The sequence below is a fragment of the Paraburkholderia sp. SIMBA_053 genome, from assembly GCF_046534895.1.
In the GTDB taxonomy this organism is placed as follows: Bacteria; Pseudomonadota; Gammaproteobacteria; order Burkholderiales; family Burkholderiaceae; genus Paraburkholderia; species Paraburkholderia caledonica.
On the sequence record NZ_JAWRXU010000025.1, the window covers coordinates 1 to 19,446 of the forward strand.

15 protein-coding genes and 4 pseudogenes are annotated in these 19,446 nt (G+C 57.7%); 8 read left to right on the forward strand and 11 right to left on the reverse strand.

Annotated features, from left to right (window positions below; all coding sequences use genetic code 11):
• Positions 1 to 16: 16 nt before the first annotated feature.
• The 5 genes from SB753_RS33835 to SB753_RS33855 all read right to left on the reverse strand — a co-directional run bounded on the left by SB753_RS33835 (position 17) and on the right by SB753_RS33855 (position 3,993).
• Positions 17 to 982: a LysR family transcriptional regulator gene (locus SB753_RS33835; RefSeq protein ID WP_410804344.1), complete on the reverse strand. Its 966-nt coding sequence runs from the start codon at positions 980 to 982 to the stop codon at positions 17 to 19.
• Positions 983 to 1,045: 63 nt separating this feature from the next.
• The gene (locus tag SB753_RS33840; protein ID WP_410804346.1) at positions 1,046 to 1,267 is read right to left on the reverse strand and encodes a hypothetical protein; all 222 of its coding nucleotides are present in this window, start codon (positions 1,265 to 1,267) and stop codon (positions 1,046 to 1,048) included.
• Positions 1,268 to 1,374: 107 nt separating this feature from the next.
• Entirely contained in the window at positions 1,375 to 1,635 is a 261-nt protein-coding gene (locus SB753_RS33845) for an NAD-binding protein (RefSeq protein ID WP_410804348.1), read from the reverse strand.
• Entirely contained in the window at positions 1,548 to 2,273 is a 726-nt protein-coding gene (locus SB753_RS33850) for an NAD(P)-dependent oxidoreductase (protein ID WP_410804350.1), read from the reverse strand. The genes SB753_RS33845 and SB753_RS33850 overlap by 88 nt, the downstream gene beginning before the upstream one ends.
• Positions 2,274 to 2,337: 64 nt before the next feature.
• The gene (locus SB753_RS33855; protein WP_410804352.1) at positions 2,338 to 3,993 is read right to left on the reverse strand and encodes an MFS transporter; all 1,656 of its coding nucleotides are present in this window, start codon (positions 3,991 to 3,993) and stop codon (positions 2,338 to 2,340) included.
• 583 nt (positions 3,994 to 4,576) lie between these two features.
• On the opposite strand from SB753_RS33855, the gene SB753_RS33860 reads away from it, so the two are divergent.
• From SB753_RS33860 to SB753_RS33870, 3 genes are all read left to right on the forward strand, one after another.
• Complete coding sequence (locus tag SB753_RS33860) at positions 4,577 to 5,485, forward strand: NAD(P)-binding domain-containing protein (RefSeq protein WP_410804354.1); 909 nt, start codon at positions 4,577 to 4,579, stop codon at positions 5,483 to 5,485.
• A gap of 304 nt (positions 5,486 to 5,789) precedes the next feature.
• Positions 5,790 to 7,310, forward strand: a complete 1,521-nt coding sequence (locus SB753_RS33865) for a CoA-acylating methylmalonate-semialdehyde dehydrogenase (protein ID WP_410804356.1) — start codon at positions 5,790 to 5,792, stop codon at positions 7,308 to 7,310.
• Between the two features lie 79 nt (positions 7,311 to 7,389).
• Complete coding sequence (locus SB753_RS33870) at positions 7,390 to 7,674, forward strand: YciI family protein (RefSeq protein ID WP_410804358.1); 285 nt, start codon at positions 7,390 to 7,392, stop codon at positions 7,672 to 7,674.
• Positions 7,675 to 8,189: 515 nt separating this feature from the next.
• On the opposite strand, the gene SB753_RS33875 is transcribed toward SB753_RS33870, so the two are convergent.
• The 4 genes and pseudogenes from SB753_RS33875 to SB753_RS33890 all read right to left on the reverse strand — a co-directional run bounded on the left by SB753_RS33875 (position 8,190) and on the right by SB753_RS33890 (position 12,399).
• Positions 8,190 to 8,336 carry a DUF4396 domain-containing protein gene (locus SB753_RS33875; RefSeq protein ID WP_410804360.1) on the reverse strand — a complete coding sequence of 49 codons (147 nt, stop codon included), beginning with the start codon at positions 8,334 to 8,336 and terminating at the stop codon, positions 8,190 to 8,192.
• A gap of 169 nt (positions 8,337 to 8,505) precedes the next feature.
• Positions 8,506 to 9,973 (reverse strand): annotated as a pseudogene (locus SB753_RS33880) (NAD-dependent succinate-semialdehyde dehydrogenase).
• A 94-nt stretch (positions 9,974 to 10,067) separates the two neighbouring features.
• Positions 10,068 to 11,213 carry an alkene reductase gene (locus tag SB753_RS33885; RefSeq protein ID WP_410804362.1) on the reverse strand — a complete coding sequence of 382 codons (1,146 nt, stop codon included), beginning with the start codon at positions 11,211 to 11,213 and terminating at the stop codon, positions 10,068 to 10,070.
• Positions 11,214 to 11,241: 28 nt separating this feature from the next.
• On the reverse strand, positions 11,242 to 12,399 hold the full coding sequence (locus SB753_RS33890; protein WP_410804364.1) for an iron-containing alcohol dehydrogenase: 1,158 nt from the start codon (positions 12,397 to 12,399) through the stop codon (positions 11,242 to 11,244).
• A gap of 198 nt (positions 12,400 to 12,597) precedes the next feature.
• On the opposite strand from SB753_RS33890, the pseudogene SB753_RS33895 reads away from it, so the two are divergent.
• Positions 12,598 to 13,013: pseudogene (locus SB753_RS33895) on the forward strand (TetR/AcrR family transcriptional regulator).
• 443 nt (positions 13,014 to 13,456) lie between these two features.
• Here the strand turns inward: SB753_RS33895 and SB753_RS33900 are convergent.
• Positions 13,457 to 13,738 (reverse strand): annotated as a pseudogene (locus SB753_RS33900) (SDR family NAD(P)-dependent oxidoreductase); the annotation flags it as partial.
• A 273-nt stretch (positions 13,739 to 14,011) separates the two neighbouring features.
• On the opposite strand from SB753_RS33900, the gene SB753_RS33905 reads away from it, so the two are divergent.
• The 4 genes from SB753_RS33905 to SB753_RS33920 all read left to right on the forward strand — a co-directional run bounded on the left by SB753_RS33905 (position 14,012) and on the right by SB753_RS33920 (position 18,149).
• The gene (locus SB753_RS33905; RefSeq protein WP_410804366.1) at positions 14,012 to 14,443 is read left to right on the forward strand and encodes a MarR family winged helix-turn-helix transcriptional regulator; all 432 of its coding nucleotides are present in this window, start codon (positions 14,012 to 14,014) and stop codon (positions 14,441 to 14,443) included.
• Between the two features lie 60 nt (positions 14,444 to 14,503).
• Positions 14,504 to 15,067, forward strand: coding sequence for a cysteine hydrolase family protein (locus SB753_RS33910; protein WP_410804368.1), 564 nt, complete (start codon positions 14,504 to 14,506; stop codon positions 15,065 to 15,067).
• Positions 15,068 to 15,373: 306 nt separating this feature from the next.
• Positions 15,374 to 16,810 (forward strand): DHA2 family efflux MFS transporter permease subunit, encoded by a 1,437-nt coding sequence (locus tag SB753_RS33915; protein ID WP_410804370.1) that lies wholly within the window; start codon positions 15,374 to 15,376, stop codon positions 16,808 to 16,810.
• A gap of 700 nt (positions 16,811 to 17,510) precedes the next feature.
• The gene (locus tag SB753_RS33920; protein ID WP_410804405.1) at positions 17,511 to 18,149 is read left to right on the forward strand and encodes a glutathione S-transferase; all 639 of its coding nucleotides are present in this window, start codon (positions 17,511 to 17,513) and stop codon (positions 18,147 to 18,149) included.
• Positions 18,150 to 18,659: 510 nt separating this feature from the next.
• Here the strand turns inward: SB753_RS33920 and SB753_RS33925 are convergent.
• Positions 18,660 to 18,809 (reverse strand): annotated as a pseudogene (locus SB753_RS33925) (CoA-transferase); the annotation flags it as partial.
• Between the last annotated feature and the right edge of the window lie 637 nt (positions 18,810 to 19,446).

Here is a 19,446-nt window from a genome sequence, read left to right on the forward strand (position 1 = left end):
GATCCCGCGACGGAGCTTATCGTCTCACCTCGAATAGCGCGAGATACCGCTCCTCATTCTGCGCGCGACGTAACACCCCCATGAACAGCGAGCGATGACTCTGCACAAGGTCTGCAACAAAGTTCGCAACCACCCTGATGTTCGCTGCCTTACGATGGTCCTCGTTGACCTGCATGTGAAACGAGCGCACGAGAGACACAGCCTTTGGCAAGACCGGCGTTAGTTCCGGGAACGAAGCGGCTACATACGCGGGCAAAATGCCCAGCGTTCGCCCTCCCAGCGTAGCAAAGACTTGTGGAAGCAATGCTGTACTGCGGACGCGAGGAAGCAAATCCGGGCTGATGACATTAAAATAATTAAGTTCAGGCGCGAACAGACCCTCTTCGACGTAGCCGGCAAAAGGATGAGATGCGAGATCGGCAACTGTGCGTATTTTCGGAGAGGTTTCAAGATATCCCTTTGTTGCATAAACGAAGAGCCTGTAGTCGGTCAGACGCCGTGACGCCACGCGCATGTGCTCGGCCCCCGACAGGCTGATCGCGATATCCGCCTCCCGCTTCCAGAGACTGAACACCCGAGGTGCGGCGAATATCTCAATCTCCAGCCGCGGGTTCTTCTCAGTAAGTTCCTGCACCCTGGGCGCCAGAAATACACTTCCGAAAGCATCAGGTGCACCTATCCGAACGACCCCTTCGATTTCGACCGAATCGTGGTCGGCAGCAGCTTTCGAAAGCACATAGGCGCTCTCGATTGCCTCGGCTGTTTCGAGGACGCGGCGGCCAACTTCGGTAAGCTCGTACCCGATATTGCTCTTATGAAAGAGCCTGCTTTTCAAAGCATTCTCAAGCGACTGAATATGTCGAGAGACCGTCGTATGTTCTGTTCCGAGCCGTTCGGCAGCAGCAGACAAAGTTCCGGTCCGGGCGACAGCAAGGAAGTACCGGAAGTCGTCCCAATTTTCAGCAGGTTTGCGGGAGGGCATATGTGGCGCGTTGCTCAAGCGTTAACACCCTCGATTTTACGTTAGTCGTAAGTCGCGATGTCCTCAGTTATACCCCAGTATCGCAGCGTGAAAACAGTGCGCATGGTCGTCCATCGGAGCGAACAGGCTCGCCGCTGGCGTGTGAAGAAGCGTCCTGTATGTGCTCGGTCCTTCAGCTTCGAGCGCAGTAGTATGCTTGGCAAGGTGCGCGGGACGACCATCAAACAGTGAGGCCATGCCAACCTCGGTCATTTGATCAACCCACACCACACTGGCGATTTTCACGAGAATTCTCCTTGCAGTAAAACGGTAGTGGATTCCATGATCCGTCGGATGGCGCACCTGGATATCGACGCAGTGGCAAGATACTTCGCGTGTGCTAAGCCGGTATCTCACGCGGAGACTTCGGGCGCGTAGAGCGTCTGAATACTGGAAATATCCTTCAATAGATTATTTGCGTCGGTCTGAGCGTGCATAACCATAAGATTTTTCGCAAGCGACCCAAGCGGCACCGATGCGGATACCGAATGGGCACAGTTCATTGCCAATCCGAGATCCTTAATCATCAGCCCGAGCTGAAAGCCCCCATTAAACTCATTGCTCGCTGGTGAATCGGCCTGCACCCCGGGCCAGGGGTTCCACCGTTGGGACATAGATCCCCGCCGGTACTCGCATTGATAATCTCAGTTATAGCTGCCGCGCTAACACCGTTCCGCTCAGCCAAAGCCAGGACTTCGGCTGTCCCTGTCATCAAGATCGCTGCAAGCATGTTGTTGCATATCTTTGCCATCTGCCCAGCACCGTTTCCGCCCGCGTGAAATACGGTTTTTCCCATGTCAAGAAGCACATTTCTGATCTCGTTGAACACACTGGAATCGCTTCCGACCATAAATGTCAAGGTGCCAGCGTGTGCGCCCATGACCCCGCCGGAGACGGGCGCGTCAGACACAGAAAAGCCTTTCCGCTTTCCTTCCGTTGCGACGAGCGCTGCCGTCTGGGGAGAAACGGTTGAACAGTCGACCAACACTGGACGTTGAACGAGTCCGTCGAGCAGACCGCCTTCGCCGAGATAAGTCTGCTCCACGCACGCCCCGTTCGGCAGCATTGTAAAAACCATCTCGGCATCAATAGCTGCTTCCCGGACAGTTGAAGCGGTTTTTGCTCCATCCGGTCGAAGCGAAGAACGCGCACTTGTCGAGACGTCAAATGCCGTAACCGAGTGCCCTCTACGTAGGAGATTTCGCGCCATCGGGGCGCCCATGTTGCCGATTCCGATGAATGCTATCTTCATAGTTGTTCCCGAAAGATTCACCATACGATGAAGTCGCATGCCTCACGATCACCGACAAGTCGGATCAGACTTCCGCATCGACATTCGTTCCGACCGTTTCCTTGACGAAGAAAATGCAGACGATAGAGGTCATCGCAGCCACCACAACTGGGTACCAAAGGCCCGAATATATATTTCCTTGAGCTGCAACTATTGCGAACGCACTCGCCGGCAGGAAGCCGCCGAACCAACCGTTGCCAATGTGATACGGGACCGAAAGGCATGTGTACCGTATGCGCGTTGGGAAGCATTCGACTAGCATCGCTGCCATGGGTCCGTACACCATTGTTCCGTAGAGCATGAGTACAATCAGCACGACGATTGTCATCGGTACATTAACCAGGCCTGAATCAGCCTTGAGCGGATAGCCGGACGCCGATAAAGCGTCGCGCAGTTCGGTGTTGAATCGCGTCGTTTCCACAGACGCACTTGTGGATTTCGCATCGTACGAACGCACGCTTCTCCCGCCAACCTCGATTACCGCCATTCCACCACTAGCAACGCGATTTTCGTAGCCGACGCCCGCTTTTGAGAGCGCAGCCTTTGCCACGTCGCAGGAACTCGTAAATTGAGCAGTACCTACCGGGTTGAACTGGAACGAGCATTGCTCGGGATTGGCGTAAAGAACGATCGGGGCACTGTCCTGCGCCTGCTCTAACGCCGGATTCGCGTAGTGCGTCAATGCCTTGAAAAGCGGGACGTAGGTAAAGACCGCGAGCAAACAACCTGCGAGCATGATTCGCTTGCGGCCGATTCGATCCGACAGGGTCCCAAACACAACGTAGAACGGAGACGTGGCCAACAACGCTACGATGAGGATCAGATTAGTAAGTTGACCATCTACCTTCAGCGTCTGGTTGAGGAAGAACAGCGTATAGAACTGACCGGTATACCAGACCACGGCTTCGCCCGCGGTGACACCGAACAAGGCTATCAACATCAATCGGACGTTCTTCCACTGGCCGAACGCCTCTTTTATCGGCGCTTTTGATGTTTTGCCCTCCGCGTGCATTTTCTGGAAGACGGGCGATTCACTGAGCATCATCCGGATCCAGACCGACACACCCACAAGTACGACTGAAAGCAGGAAGGGGATTCTCCATCCCCAGCTCGTGAAGTTGCTCTCGCCAGTGCCCGTTCTCACAACAAGAATCACGAGCAGCGAAAGAAACAGCCCCAACGTGGCGGTCATCTGAATCCACGATGTCCAGCCTCCCCGCTTGTTCGACGGCGCGTGTTCCGCAACGTAGGTTGCCGCGCCGCCGTACTCTCCGCCCAACGCCAGACCTTGCAACAATCTCATGCTCACAAAGGCGATCGGCGCGGCCAGTCCGATCGTCGCATAACCCGGCAGCAGTCCAACGAAAAACGTGGAAGCACCCATGACGACAATCGTGACCATAAAGGTGTACTTCCGACCTAGCTTGTCACCGAGCCGACCGAAGACAACTGCGCCGAGCGGTCGCACCGCAAAACCCGCCGCAAAACTTAGCAAGGTGAAGATGAAGCCCGCAGTGGGATTGACACCAGAGAAAATTGATTTGCTTATGTAGGGCGCTAATGCCCCAGCGAGAAAGAAGTCATACCATTCGAATATGGTGCCGAGCGACGAAGCGAAGATGACCAGGCGATCCTTCGCCCCCATTCTTTCGGATACTGATTTGTCGAGAACTACACTCATATCTGTCTCCAAGATATATTCATATGTCTATTTTTTGCGCCGCGATGACCTAATCACCGGTGCCTGCGATTACTGACGAGTGTCCCGCAGTTCGTCCGGGGCAGATCGCGAAGACAGAACCGAATTCAGAGAAAGCATGTGCCCCAATGGTGTGAAGCGGAGCCGGTTCCGATGCGCGATTTCATCGGGCTGCACGACCATGTTGTCTTGTCGTTTGCTGACTGGGTAGTCGATGAATCAACAGTGAATGTGCGTAAATCGAGCAATTCAGTGATAACCCGAATCTCGGTATGGAGCGCTCCATGTCACGGGGCGTAATCCGCCCGCCCTTGACCACTACTGGCCAAGCCACTACGCATGCGGGCCCGGCCTCCACATCCGGATAAACACCTAGTCCATAGCCGCACACGCCTGATAGCGCTAGCGATGTGTGATTAATGCACAACCGTTGGTACGTTTAGCCGCTGTTCCCTCAGAAGGCCGAGCAATAACCTTTTTCTCAGTCCAGCGACGGTGACATGGAGACGTCACCATCGCTATCACGGACGCTACGTCGACAACCTCACAACGAAGGAGAGCTTCCATGCCCACTATTGCGTGGATTGGCCTTGGTCTCATGGGCAACCCCATGTCCAAACACCTTATCAATGCCGGTTTTTCCGTTAATGGCTTTGATATCGACCCCGTAGCAGCGAAGCGGGCCGAAGATAACGGCGTCAAAATCGCCGGTAGTCTGGCGGAGGCTGCGGCAGATGCAGACGTCGTCTACTCGATGCTTCCTTCCGGAGCTGACGTTTACCACGTAATGACGGCGCCCGATGGCATTTTCGCAAGCGTCCGACCGGGAACCATGATTCTCGATTGCTCAACGGTCGGAATTGCGTACGCGAAGAAGCTCCACGAAGCTGCCGCAAAAGCTGGGGTTGTATTCGTCGAAGCGCCGGTTTCCGGTGGCACTGAAGGTGCGCGGGACGCCACGCTCACTTTCATGATCGGTTGCGATGAACAGTATGCGGATCTCGCGAAGGAGCGACTGCAGCCGCTCGGTGACTACATCGCGTACGTAGGCGGACCGGGTGCAGGTCAGGCCGCAAAAGTGGTGAATAACCTCATCATGGCGGTAAGCGTCACTGTCAACTGCGAAGCAACTGCCTTGGGCCAGCGCCTGGGTCTCGACATGAAGGAGTTTTTCGAAATCGCTATTCGTTCGTCAGCGGACAACTGGTCGTTCCGTCTCTGGAACCCGGCACCGGGCGTTGTGGCCGAGGCCCCGTCGTCCCATGGATACAAAGCTGGTTTCAAGACCTGGCTTCTGGCCAAAGACCTGAGCCTCGCGGTCGAAGCTGGTCGAGACGTGGGTGCTCGGCTTGAGACCGCGGAGGCGGCCTACCTGCTGATGACCGAGCATGCCAAGAGCGGTGGTTCGGATATGGATGCGACCTCGCTTGTACTTCATCTGGCAGACGAGGCAAAGGCAGCGAAGGCAGCCTGATACCAACGTGCCTCAAGCGCCCCGATTCGAGCAATCTGATCGGGGCGTGCAGTGGACGTTAGCTCACACGAGGCGTGTTCCTGCATAGGTAGCGGTGATGGTGCCCGCGCCGACATCCGAAGCCCTTTATGCACCGGGCGGGAATCAGTCACGGTCACGAGCAACAGCAAGTCCCCGGTTCGACTGACTCCTCCACCATCTCGCAGCATTGCACTCTGCCCCGTTATTGACACGAGAGAAACCTGCCCGTAGGCGCGCGCCGCGACACGGTGAGGCCTCTCCGACAAACTGATCATACCCAGCCATGAACTCACCCAAATCCCCGGAAACACTTTCCACGGCTCACCTGCTTATTAATGGGGCTTTCGTTAACTCCGAGACGAAGGAGTGGCGAGACATCGCGAATCCTGCAACGCAGGAAGTCATCGGTCGCGTCCCCTACTCCACCCGACAGGAAATCGAAGCGGCTATCAACGCAGCGCATACGGCGTTTCAGTCCTGGAAAAACACGTCCATCGGCGCTCGCATGCGCATCATGCTCAAATATCAGGACCTGATCCGCGCGAACAGTTTGAGGATCGCGAAGATCCTCAGCGCTGAGCAGGGAAAGACGATTCCCGACGCCGAAGGTGACATCTTCCGAGGACTGGAAGTCGTAGAACACGCAGCATCGATAGGCACCTTACAACAAGGGGAATTTCTCGAGAATGTCGCGGGAAAGGTGGACACGTACACTTTGCGCCAACCCATCGGCGTGTGCGCCGGAATTACGCCGTTCAACTTTCCCGCCATGATTCCGCTGTGGATGTTCCCGATGGCGATCGTGTGCGGAAACACTTTTGTGCTCAAACCATCTGAGCAAGATCCGCTGTCGACGATGGAGCTTGTGAAGCTCGCAATCGAGGCAGGTGTGCCCAGCGGTGTTCTCAATGTCGTTCACGGCGGAAAGGAAGTAGTTGACGCCCTGTGCTCACACGCTCATGTCAAGGCTGTCTCGTTCGTCGGCTCAACCTCCGTCGGCACGCACGTTTACAGGCTCGCGAGCGAACACGGCAAACGTGTTCAATCAATGATGGGCGCCAAGAACCACGCTGTGGTTCTCCCCGACGCGTCGCGCGAGCATACCCTGAATGCACTGGCCGGCGCGGGTTTTGGAGCGGCTGGACAACGTTGCATGGCGACGTCAGTAGTGGTGCTTGTTGGAAAAGCGCAAGAATGGCTTCCCGAACTGGTCGAACGCGCCAAGACACTGAAGGTGAATGCGGGCAACGAACCGGGAACAGATGTTGGCCCCGTCGTTTCGCGCGCCGCGAAAGAACGCGTACTCAAGCTGATTCAGAGCGGCGTCGACGAAGGTGCGACCCTTCTGCTCGATGGTCGCGACGTGAAAGTGAAGGGGTATGAGAGCGGGAACTTCATCGGTCCGACGATCTTCTCGAACGTGACGACCGATATGACGATCTATCGTGAGGAAATCTTCGGCCCCGTGCTAGTCGTGTTGACGGTCCCCACTCTTGACGCCGCGATCGAACTGGTGAATAGCAACCCATTCGGCAATGGCGTTGGATTGTTCACCCAAAGTGGCGCTGCAGCTCGTCATTTTCAGAGTGAAATTGATATTGGTCAGGTTGGGATCAACATCCCTATTCCGGTACCGGTTCCCTACTTCAGCTTCACGGGATCCCGGGGTTCGAAGCTCGGCGATCTCGGTCCTTATGGAAAGCAGGTCATCCAGTTCTATACGCAAACGAAGACGGTTACAGTGCGCTGGTTTGATGACGCCACTGTGAATGACGGCGTCAACACCACGATCAACCTTCGTTAAACCCGGTTCGCAAGTCTCCTTGCTTTCCGCAAGTCAGAGCAGGGAGTTCTTCAAGCAAAAAACAACTTCCGGAGGCAACATGTTAACCGTCATATATTGCGTTGATGATCCAGCTACCCCAGATGCGCGCGAAGCTCACTACGCAGAACATCGCTCGCATCTGAAGGAGGCACCATTAAAAATTCTCGTTGCAGGCCCTTATACCGAGGAAGGCTCAGACAGAAAAATCGGCAGCATGCTTCTCGTCGAATCTGAAACGCTAGATGAAGCCCGAAAGTATGCACACAACGATCCTTTTTTTGTCAACAAGGTATGGAAAGAAGTGCGCATACACGCTTTTATCAAGAACATCGATAGGCGTTGAGACCGCTGACAACGGCTACCTCGCAGGTCCTCTCACGATTGCTGACATTTGATTCGACTCGCGGAAGCTATTTGCTTCCCGGTCGTCTCTCTGCCCCGCGATCATTCCAGGCCTCGGAAACACCGATACCGCTAGTTCGCGCTTCACTGCACCCTCGGAAAAGGCGTTAGTTGATGTCCACGCGGAACTGATCCACTGAGGGTGCGGAATTTTCATCGAAACCTCGCGTTGGCTTGCGGGCTTGCTACTTTCGCGGCAGCAAGTCCAGGCACGCGGTTGCGCAATGGGCGCAGGCACTAGCGGATGCGTCGCAGGCTTCGATACAAGCCTGGCGTTGCTCATGTGCCATTTGATCTTCCTCGATGTCTGTGGTTTTCGTGAGCACTTGCGTGCCCGCCTCCCAACCCCGCAGGCCGCATACCCAAAAATCGCCAACCTCACTTGGATCGGTCGGAGCCGGAGTACGGATTTGGGGCGGCAGTGGCCCAAACACCTCAACCTGGGAAGAAGCGGATTTAGATCTTTTCCTCTATACCCGAACGGATTAACCACCAGTTGGCCGGATAGCTGGTTGCGAAACCCGCGTGCTTGGCGAGTTGCACGGCGAACCAGAATTCCGGACTCGCAACTTTCGCGATCCCCGATGCCTGAAGATCGAGCAAAATCAGTCAGTCGCAGGGCAATGATCCATATCTTGCCTGGCTCCCCGGAACGGGGTCCTGAAGTCCAGATGCGACTGCCACGACAAAGCATGCAAGCGACTCGACGGTCTTGCGTGGCGCCTGTTCCTGGCGGGCTATGCATCGGTGCGGCAAGAGAAAAGAGCGATGCTTACAGACCTCCCACACTCATGTATTTGATGTGCAGGAACTCCTCGATGCCAAGGCTCGACCCTTCGCGGCCAATGCCGCTGTCCTTGACCCCGCCGAAAGGCGCTACTTCGGTCGTAATGATGCCCTCGTTGATGCCGACCATGCCGGACTCCAGCGCTCGCGCGACACGGAAAGCACGCGCAAGATCCCGCGTGTAAAAATAAGCGGCAAGCCCGAACTCGGTCGCGTTGGCATCAGCGATCGCATCCCCTTCCTGCCTAAAGCGAAAGACCGCTGCCACTGGTCCAAACGTCTCTTCATGGGCGATCAGCATGTCAGCGGTGGCGTCGCCAATAACTGTCGGCTCGTAAAAAGTCCCGCCAAGCGAATGTTGCCCGCCACCGGCAAGCAACCTGCCGCCCTTTGACAGCGCATCTTCGACGTGCGCAACGACTTTCTGGACGGCGGCCTCATTGATCAATGGACCTTGCTGTACGCCGGCCTCGAATCCATTGCCGACCTTCAACGCCCTCACGCGCTCCGTGAAGCGCTGCACAAACGCGTCGTAAATGCCCTCCTGGACGTAGAACCTGTTTGTACATACGCAGGTCTGCCCCGTATTACGATACTTTGCCGCGATGGCGCCATCGACCGCCTTGTCGAGATCAGCATCGTCAAAAACGATAAACGGTGCATTTCCACCCAGTTCCATGGACAGCTTCTTCATGGTGCCGGCTGACTGGGCGTAGAGTAGCTTGCCGACGCGCGTTGAGCCAGTGAAGGTAAGCTTGCGGACGAGCGGATTACTGGTGAGCTCGCCGCCAATCGCGACCGGATCTCCCGCGACAATATTGACAACACCTGCTGGAATGCCAGCCTTTTCGGCAAGTACTGCCCAGACCAGTCCGCAATAGGGCGTGAGTTCGGACGGCTTGACAACGACCGTGCAACCTGCCGCCAGCCGGCGCAATCTTGCGCGACAGCATCGAGAAGGGGAAATTCCAGGGCGAAATGGCGGCGACAACGCCGACCGGCTCGCGGGCCACGAGGATCTGGTTATTCTTCCATGGCGATGGCACGATCTCGCCGTTGATACGGCGTGCCTCTTCCGCGAACCACTGGACATAGTTCGCACCCAGCAGCACCTCGCCTCTGGCTTCGGCGAGCGGCTTTCCCTGCTCAAGTGTCAGCATTGAGGCCAGCAGATCTGCATTTTCGCGTATCACCGCCGCCATGTGATGGAGCATGGCCGCGCGCTCGCTTGCCAATGTTGTCGACCACCACTTGAAAGCCGTGTGCGCCGCCTCGATCGCCCTCTTCGTTTCGGTGGCTCCCGCCCAGGCGATGGTGCCTATGATGTCGCCCGTGGCCGGGTTCGTGACGTCGCAGGTCTTGCCGCTGTCGGCATCGTGCCATTCGCCGCCGATCGCATTTTTCTGGCGGAGCCAGCCGTCGGCCCTGAGGGTAGCAATGAATTTGTCTGTCATCGGAATCTCCATGAGTTGCGTCACACCGCTGCCGGGTTCATCTCGTCGGGGCGGCGCTTACAGCGAGCACCGCCCCGACGGAGGTTCAGGCTGTCTACGATGGCTCTACGCCCACGGCCTCGGGGAACGTCGGATAATCGGTGAAGCCTTCCGCGCCACCACCGTAGAGAAGCTCCGGGCGTAGCGCGTTGAGCGGCCACCCATTGGCGATCCGGGCCGGAAGGTCTGGATTGGCGATAAATGCCCGACCAAACGCGACGAGGTCCGCGAGTCCCGTCTCAAGAAGCCGGGCGCCGCGTTCGACCGTGTATTTTCCTGCGTAGATGATCCTGCCTGAATATGCCCGCCGGACCGCTTGCCGAAAGCTCAGTGGCAGGTCCGGTGCGTTGTCCCAGTCAGCTTCGGCAATCGACAGATAAGCGACCCCGGCCTCTTCCAGCAGCTTGATGGCCTCGATATAGGTCGTATGTGGATTCTCTTCGACGAGACCGATATAGACACGATCCTGATCGGTGCTCTCGAAGAGCGGTGTGAACCTTACACCGAGCCGCTCGGGGCCGACTGCCGCTGACACCGCCGAAACAATTTCGCGCAGGAAGCGCAGCCTCTTTTCCAGCGAGCCGCCATACTCGTCTTCACGACGGTTGGCATGCGCCGAGATGAACTGGTTGACGAGATATCCATTCGCCGAGTGGATCTCGACGCCATCAAACCCGGCCGCGATCGCATTGCGCGCTGCCCGGGCATAGAGCTGCACCAGTTCCTTGACTTCAGGCACTGTGAGTGCGCGGGGCGTGGGCGGCGACACCAGCGTACCAACACCTGGTCCCGTCTCAATGAACGCCTTGACCTTCTGAGGCGCGATCGCCGACGGCGCGATCGGGGCATCACCGTTCGGTTGCAACGCGCTGTGAGAGACGCGACCGACATGCCAAAGCTGGGCGAAGATCACACCGCCCTCGTCATGGACCGCCTGAGTGATCTTGCGCCAGCCCGATATCTGCTCTTCGCTGTAGATTCCTGGCGTCCAAGAATAGCCCTGGCCGCGGGGCTCGATCTGGGCGCCTTCCGCGACCATGAAGCCTGCGCTCGCCCGTTGGCGATAGTACTCGGCCATTAAATCCGTCGGGATATCACCAGGCTGGGCTGCGCGCTGACGGGTCAGCGGGGGCAGAACAATGCGGTTGGCCAGTGTATGTTGGCCCAATTGAACGGACGTGAAATAGATCTGGTTCTTCATGATTCGTGATGTCAGATGGTCCCCGCCGTCAGCCAAAGGCAGCCTGATAGATCCGAAGGGCATCTTCGAGCGTGACGGGACGTGGATTGTTGATGAGGAGACGGCCTTGCTGCATGGCTTCCCCGGCCATATCGGGCAGGCTACTTTCCGGAACGCCGATCGCCTGCAGCGTCGTCGGCAGGCCGATCGCCGGGACGAGGTCACTTAGAGCGTCGATCATCGCCTCGGCACGCGTGACTTCAGATGCCGCTGCTAGATCGGGAAAGATATCGGATGCGATGGTGGTGTAGTCACGGCGCGCTTCCGGCAGGTTGAACCGCATGACGTGCGGCAGCATCAGGCCGGTCGAAACACCATGCGCAATATGGAAGCGGCCCCCAACCGGATAGGCGAGCGCGTGCACCGCAGCCACAGGCGAGTTGGCAAACGCCTGTCCCGCCAGAAAAGAGCCCAATAGCATGGCGCTACGGGCACCAATATCATCGCCATGGTCGACGACACGACGGAGATTGCCGCCCAGCAGACGTAGTGCCTGCTGCGCCAGTCCTCGCGAGATCGGGTTGCGGTTTGGCGATATCGATGTGTAGGCCTCGATGGCATGAACCATTGCGTCGATCCCAGTAGCAGCCGACACAGCTGGCGGAAGGCCAAGCGTGAGTTCGGGATCCAGAATTGCGGCATCAGGCAGCAGATGAGGTGAGATGACGCCTTTCTTTGTCCGACTGGCCACGACGATTGCCACTGGCGTCGCCTCGGAGCCGGTGCCGGCGGTCGTCGGGACAAGTACCAGCGGCAGACGCGGCCCAGTGGCGACATTCACGCCATACACCTGGCTCAGGGTCTGACTGCTGCCGACCACCAGGGCAACCACTTTGGCAACATCCATGGCGGACCCGCCGCCGAAACCGACGACGCCCGTTGCTGACATGTCCCTGGCCATGTCCGCGGCGGTTTCGATATTCATGTCCGGCGGCTCCGGCAGGACGCCGTCGAAAACAGCAACCGTTGCGCCAGCCTTTTCAAGGGCTGCGATGAACGGACCGGCCAGGCGAAGGCGGGTGATGCCCGCGTCGGTGACGACGATCACTCGAGGACCAAGAAGGCTAGCAATGTCCTGCGCGGGCGTGCCCGCTACGCCAGGGCCAAACCAGATCGCTTTCGTCGCGTGGATAGTGAATGGCCGCATGGACCGTGGCTCCTCTCGTGCTCGGATGTATAGGACATCGCGGTGATTGACAGTTCATATACCTATCGTTCGTTAGGTAGACTGTACGCCCTTGCTTTTTCACCTGTCAATACCTACCTAACATTTGATAGATTAATTGATCTTGGGCACCGGGATGACAACGATTCAAGGGAAGCGATCTTGGATGCTGGCAGGCAGATCGCTCAATCACACGGCTACGTCGGACTGAACTTCTGGAATCTCGCCCAGCGCGTCGGAATCAAGGCGGCGAGCGTCTATCGTCACTTCCCCAGCGGCAATACCCGAAAATTTTCCGGCGATCGCTTGAGAGCGGCGACCGGCGTTACCTTTGCAGCTTCATGTCGGCAGAGCACGACGATCTACCGGACGTTATAACGGCGGAAGTTCAGACCTTCTCTGAAGTCAAAGTGGCCTAAATAAACAAGGCGCTTGTCGCTGCGGGCGTGGCACGGCCGGGAAACAGCGCGGCACAGGCACGTGCAATCTTTGCGACGGTTGCCGGGGCACAGCTCATGGCGAGGAGCCGCGCGGACCTGGCACTGTTCGATGCGTTGATCGAGAGCTACCGGATCGCAGGGCTCCTGTCGACGTAGATCGACGGGAATTGTCCGGTCCTTCGTCCGGATTCCCCCCGGTGCTTCGATGCCACTAGCCTGATCAAGCGATGTTCGCACGGGGATACTACAGTAGGGGCAGTAGACGAGATGTAGGCGCGACGCAGCAGACCGTTGTAGAAAACGAGCGTCGTAACGATCAGTTGGCCGCGGTTGGTTCGCCTGTCGAAAGACAAACAAGAATGCTCCTGTGTTGGCGAAACCGGCGCGCGCGGCGACGATGAGATTAACTCTTCGAGCAGACAGTTCCCCGATCCCGAGGTCGACCGGCGCGCTCTTCCGCCACGTCCTCTTAACTCCCCGCGGCCCAGGCTACCGCGTCAGCCCTTGCGGGAATTCGGACGGGCCTTGAGGAATCGTTCACCGCGCGCCCTACGGCTTCGGCAACATCAGCATGGTGCGTGATCGGGCCCGGTTCGCTGAGTATGGCTTTCGAAGACGTCGCGTATCGTCGCGGTGGGCGTGACCTCGAATGGCGCCGCGGCAGCGATCCCTGCATTGTTGACGAGGGCGTCGATTGCGTAGCCTCGTCGGCCTGGCGGATGCTACCGGCATCGGTCACATCGAGCGCGAGGACACGCACATTCCCTGAAGCGGGGAAACAGGTCCGCACGCACTGCGCGCATCGTCGCGACAACAGTCCAGTCGCGATCGTGGAAATATCTGGCTGTTTCCAGCCCAAAGCCGGAAGAGCATCCGGTCATCGTCAGACATACGAAGTAGACGTTTTGCAAGGCCATTTAAAGGTCGCCTTTGAACCACCATTGCCCTGAGCAGACAGCTGCCCCAGTGGGTCGCCCTCGGTGCGCATCACCGATCATCATGCAAATGCGGTGCCCTCGCTAACGCTCCGGCCATCCATTCGCCGGAAGATTGCTGGCTTCGCGCTCGGTGGTGAGCCCGTCTTCTTCGTGCAGCGGTGCTCGGTAATGCAAGATAAACTTGCAAGTTTATCTTGCACCTAATATAGTGCGGTTATGACACTCGACTCCTCCCTGGATATTGTTGCGAAGGATCTTACTGCAGCGATCGGTCGATTGCTGCGGCGACTACGTACTGAAGCCAATCCGACGGAGTTGGCCTTTTCGCAGATGGGCGTCCTTGCCCGTCTTGAACAAGGCGGACCCATGACAACGGCCGATCTGGCTCGTGCTGAACTGATGAAGCCGCAATCGATGGGGGTCATTCTGGCGAGTCTGGAACATGAAGGACTTATCGAGCGCCGACCCCATCCGACGAATCGTCGGCAGATCCTCTTTGCGCTCACAGAGAGTGGCTTGGTGGTCAGAACAAATCATCGCGCCATGAAGCGCGACTGGTTGGTCGGAGCGCTCGGCCAACTCGATCCTGCCGACCTGAAAGCGCTTATCGCGGCGATCGCGATTATCCGCCAGGTCGGCGATTCCTGACAGGACATGTGCCGTTGGCTGCGCCAGATCACATCTACCCAAACTTATTAGGATGCCTACATGACTGCAACCCGAATGGACCGTGAGACCGCGCTGATCGTCATTGATCTGCAGAAAATGGTTGCATCGATTCCCACGGTCCATCCTTTCGCAAACGTGCTGGAGAATGCGAGCCATCTGGCGGCAACGTTCCGAGAGCATGGTCTTCCCGTCGTACTGGTCAACGTCGTCGGCATGGCGCCGGGACGAACTGAGCAACATCACGTCGGCAGCGCGCTCCAGGCGGGCTGGTCCGAGCTGCTGCCAGAGTTGAATCAGCAGCCGGAAGATCATCTCATATCCAAGAAAACCTGGGGCGCATTCACCGGCACCGGCCTTGAGGCGCATCTCAGATCCTCCGGTGTCACCCAGGTGGTGGTCTGCGGCGTTGCGACGAGCATGGGAGTGGAGTCAACCGCGCGGCAGGCCCATGAACTTGGTTTCAACGTCACCCTTGCCGTGGACGCAATGACCGATATAAGCGCACAGGCTCACGCCAACAGCCTTGAGCAGATATTCCCGCGACTCGGCGAGACGGCAGACAGCAGGGAGATTGTGGCCCTCCTTTGGAAAAGGAGCACTTAAGGGTAACCAGGCTATCGTCGCCATATTGTTTGCCGGGCGAGTCCTGACTAGCGAGCACTGTGCCGGTATGTCGTCAATGGCATGGTGGTACGGCGATTCCGGCGCCCGCTCGCCAAGCTGACCAAGGATGGCCTGTATTCATTGAGGTAAACGGAGGATTGGGCCAGCGTTGTTTTCAGTTGCTTGTTGGTCCGTCGCATCGGCGAACTCCAGTTAAGGACTGCGACAGACATCATGCGTCGGCTACAAGCGCCCACCTGCCCTCAACTTTTTCGGCTCTCCATTCCGGCCGTTTTCACTGCGACCATGTCAAAACCTCCTTCTCCTGGAAAAGTCGCCGAAACCACGCACGCCTCTGAGACGGACCGGCTTGATCCCTCGGTCTGGAAAATTGCCAGCGTCGCGCTGTTCGGGGCGTTGCTCGCCCAACTGGACGCAACAATCGTCAACGTATCGCTGTCGGCCCTCGCGGCGAACCTGAATAGCAGCCTTTCGACGATCCAGTGGGTCACGAGCGGCTATCTGCTTGCCCTCACCCTGGTTCTGCCGTTGAATGGATGGCTGGTCGACCGCATCGGCGCAAAGGTGCTGTACCTTTGGTGCTTTTCCGCGTTCACGCTGTGCTCCGCGCTGTGCGGCGTCGCCTGGTCGGCCTCCTCGCTGATCGGGTTCCGTGTTTTGCAGGGCGTCAGTGGCGGCCTCCTCGCCCCTATGGCGCAGATGATGATCGCCCGCGCTGCCGGCAAGCACATGGCCCGCGTGGCAGGCTATATGGCGCTTCCAGTCCTGCTTGCTCCGGTCGTTGGTCCCATCATCGCTGGCGTCATCCTGCAATACGCATCATGGCGCTGGCTGTTTCTGGTCAATTTGCCGGTCGGAGGTCTCGCCCTTCTGCTGGTGATCCTCTTCCTACCGAACGACCAGGATGAAACGAAGAGGCGAACGTTGGACTGGTTCGGTCTCGCGTTGCTGTCGCCCGGGCTGGCGATGTTTCTATATGGCTCGGGGCGCCTAGATGACATCTCGGGGCGCGCTGTTCTGGCAGGGGGCGTCGCCATGATGGGGGCTTTTCTTCTGTCGGCGTGGAGAAAGGGCGAGGATGCGTTGATCGATCTGCGGCTGTTCAAGGGCAAGGTGTTCTCCGCCGCAGCCATCACTCAGTTCCTATCAAACGGCGGTATGTTCGCCGGTCAGATGCTCATCCCTGCCTTTTTGATCCAGGCGTGCGGCCGCGCGCCCGGTGAAACAGGCTGGATGCTCGCGCCGCTGGGCGTCGGCATGATGCTCACCAACCCCTTCATGGGCGCGCTGACGAACAGATTTGGTATTCGGTACGTGTCGGCAGCAGGCGCCCTCCTGACACTACTCGCCACGTTGTCCATGTTGTTTTTAGCCGCCCGCGGTTTGAACCTGCTGGTTCTCGTGCCCGCGCTGCTTTTTCGTGGAGTCGGCATGAGTGGCGTCGGGCTTCCATCACTGAGCGCTGCCTATTCTTCAGTAAGGCGGGAGCGATTGCCGATGGCGACAACCTCTCTCAACGTCGTGCAGCGCCTCGGCGGGCCGACGATGACGACACTGTGCGCGACGTTCCTGACATGGAAGCTGAAAATCCCCGGCTTTAGCCACGCAGTGTCGAGTGCATACGGGTGGGCGTTCCTGGTTCTTTCTGGCATTCATGCCTTTGCATTCCTCGCGACGATACATTTGCCGCGTCGACTGGATGACATCTCGATCCGGGACTGAAAGCTCGTCGCGGCGCAGTGGGTAGAGAAGAACATGGCTGCGATGTTTGTACACCCTTGGGCTCGAGCGCTCTGCCATCGCTCTCCGTGACCTGCATCGACCACCGTGTCAGGCACAGAGCGCGACGGTCCCGTATTTCGCCCCGGCGAACGCCAACAACTGAGCCCCACCAAACCAGGAATGCGTTGGTCACGACAATTCTCCTCGTTTGAACGCGTTGCCAGAAGCCCCGCCTACTTTCGCCGTAACCCCTTCGCTGACAGCTGCAGCTCAAGGTGCCGAAGTCGCGAACGCCTACCTACATCAAAACCCTGTCTTCATTTCTGCAGCCCGGACAGTTTGAGCATCGCACCATCTTCCCTTTACTCGGTCCCTTAGGTTTGCAGCCCACGCGAAACAGCGAGACCACTCGATGTGCCTCCGCATTCCAACGCCCTCCGAACAGCTCGCGGGCCGCCCTCGTGCACGCGCGCAATCAGTGCAGCGGCCACCCGCACTCTTTTTCTGGCCCAATCCGGAGTCGTTCCACTGCGATGGCTTCGACAAGACGAAATGACTGTTGACACTGGGAATCACAACCGCTATCGTAACCCTACCAAGTGTTAGGTAGGTCAGAGGCCTCCGCATCCCAGTACAACCACCCGGAGAGGTAAGCATGGCATCAAACATCATTGACCCCGCAGTAACCGAACTTCCGATCATGACGATCTACGATTTCCCGGAGGGGCCTTATCCGACACGAGTACGTATCGCGGTGGCGGAAAAAAATCTGCAATCGCGCGTCGAGTTTGTAATGGTCGATCTCTATAAGGGCGAGCACAAAAGGCCCGAGTTCGTCGCGGAGAAAAACTACTCGGGCACGTTGCCGGTTCTTGAGCTGCCTGATGGAACCTGCATCGCCGAATGCACCGCGATCACCGAATATCTCGACGCGCTTGATGGCGCACCCACGCTGACCGGCAAAGCACCGCTCGAAAAGGGCGTGATCCACATGATGAGCAAGCGCGCGGAACTGGAATTGCTCGACGCCATCAGCGTCTATTTCCATCACGCCACACCTGGGCTCGGGCCCCATGTCGAGCTTTACCAGAATCCCGAATGGGGGTTTCGTCAGCGCGACAAGGCCCTCAGGGGCATGCATTACTTCAACGACATCCTGAAAAAGCAGCCGTTTGTCGCCGGAAATGCGTTCTCGATGGCCGACATCACGGTCATTGGCGGTCTGGTTTTTGCATCGATCGTGAACCTGACGGTGCCTGCAGAGTGCGAAGCCCTCCTCGCTTGGTACGCGAGAATGCGCGAACGCCCAAGCGTCAACAGCCAGCCGGCGTTTGCGTGAGATCCCAGCTACTGTCGGCTTCATTGATGTGTGCCCCAACCTGATGGAAAAACCTGACCCACCGCTGCGCATGGTTCGGATAACTATCAGTCAGGCAATCAACTGCACCTAGCTTGGCGCGACAACTGACTCGTCCTCGATTCGCCCGGTGCATAGTGGATCTCCGCAATCGCAGATCACGATAATTGGCATGTCACATTTAGGCTTGGCGGGGTTTCTGCCACGCAGGCTGATAGCTACCAAAACACGAACTGCGAAGGAAGCCATTTTGTCTTGGTCGTTCAACAAAAAGGGTCTCGGCGACCGAGAGATTCGTCCAGTCGCCGGGTCAACCCTTCTTGCGAAGGCGACCAGCGCAAAGGCGAAAAATGGGGTCACCGTCAAGAACATTGTCATCATCAAGCGTCTCCCCTATAGACGCAAATTGAAGTCCAGTTGCCGGGATTCCCATCAAGTTCCTGTGCGCTCACCTTGAGCTTCTAGAAATCTCTTTCTCTACCTAGGTCCGCTGCACGGTATGCCCCGCACGCCCGAGTAGTGCAGCGGGCCTATCAGCGATTCCTGAATCCCGCACCGTCCGAAGCCGCCTACGGCGAGCGTCTGTCCGTCCTTGACGATACGTTCGAGTGCAGCGGCCGCGCCCGGACAGATTTTGTTCATCGTCGATCTCCTCTTTTCCGGAATGCATTTTTCTAGTTATTCGACGACTCAGCACCCGTCAGAATCGGAGGCACCTGCATTTCCGACGTCCATTAGCGTTACGTTGATGCCAGTTAGGGTAATGAAACGTGAGGCAAACTGCGCACAAGTCGCGGCAGCGATTCCATTACCGGTAACTTCAAGGTGTCGCCAGTTCATCAATCGTGATCCGCCCCCTTCCATCTTCGCCGACTAGCGTTACAACGCTCCCAATACCCACGGCTGGCAGATCCGGTGCAATTGCGTCAACGCAGTCGATAGCGACGAGTTTAGGAGCTCTCGACTTACCGCTTACTTACCGGGATGCCAACCCACCCCACAGACGGAGATCTGGCCGGCAGCTGTAAGTGGCGCCTCGTGTCTACGGAGTCTTGCAGGCCTGAATCGTCGAAAAAAATTCAACCAGGATGGCCGCTACCAGCTTCGGCTTTCCTTTCTAGATCGTCGTTCCAAGGCGACGCGTGGTCGGCTTTAGCGAGCTCGATACATTCGCAATACCGTACCGTCGCCGTCAACGCAAGAAGTGCCTTCTTAAGATAATCCGAACGTCACCTGTGTTGCCGTCGTGTTGGAGTGCTGTATCACCTCAGTTGTCCCG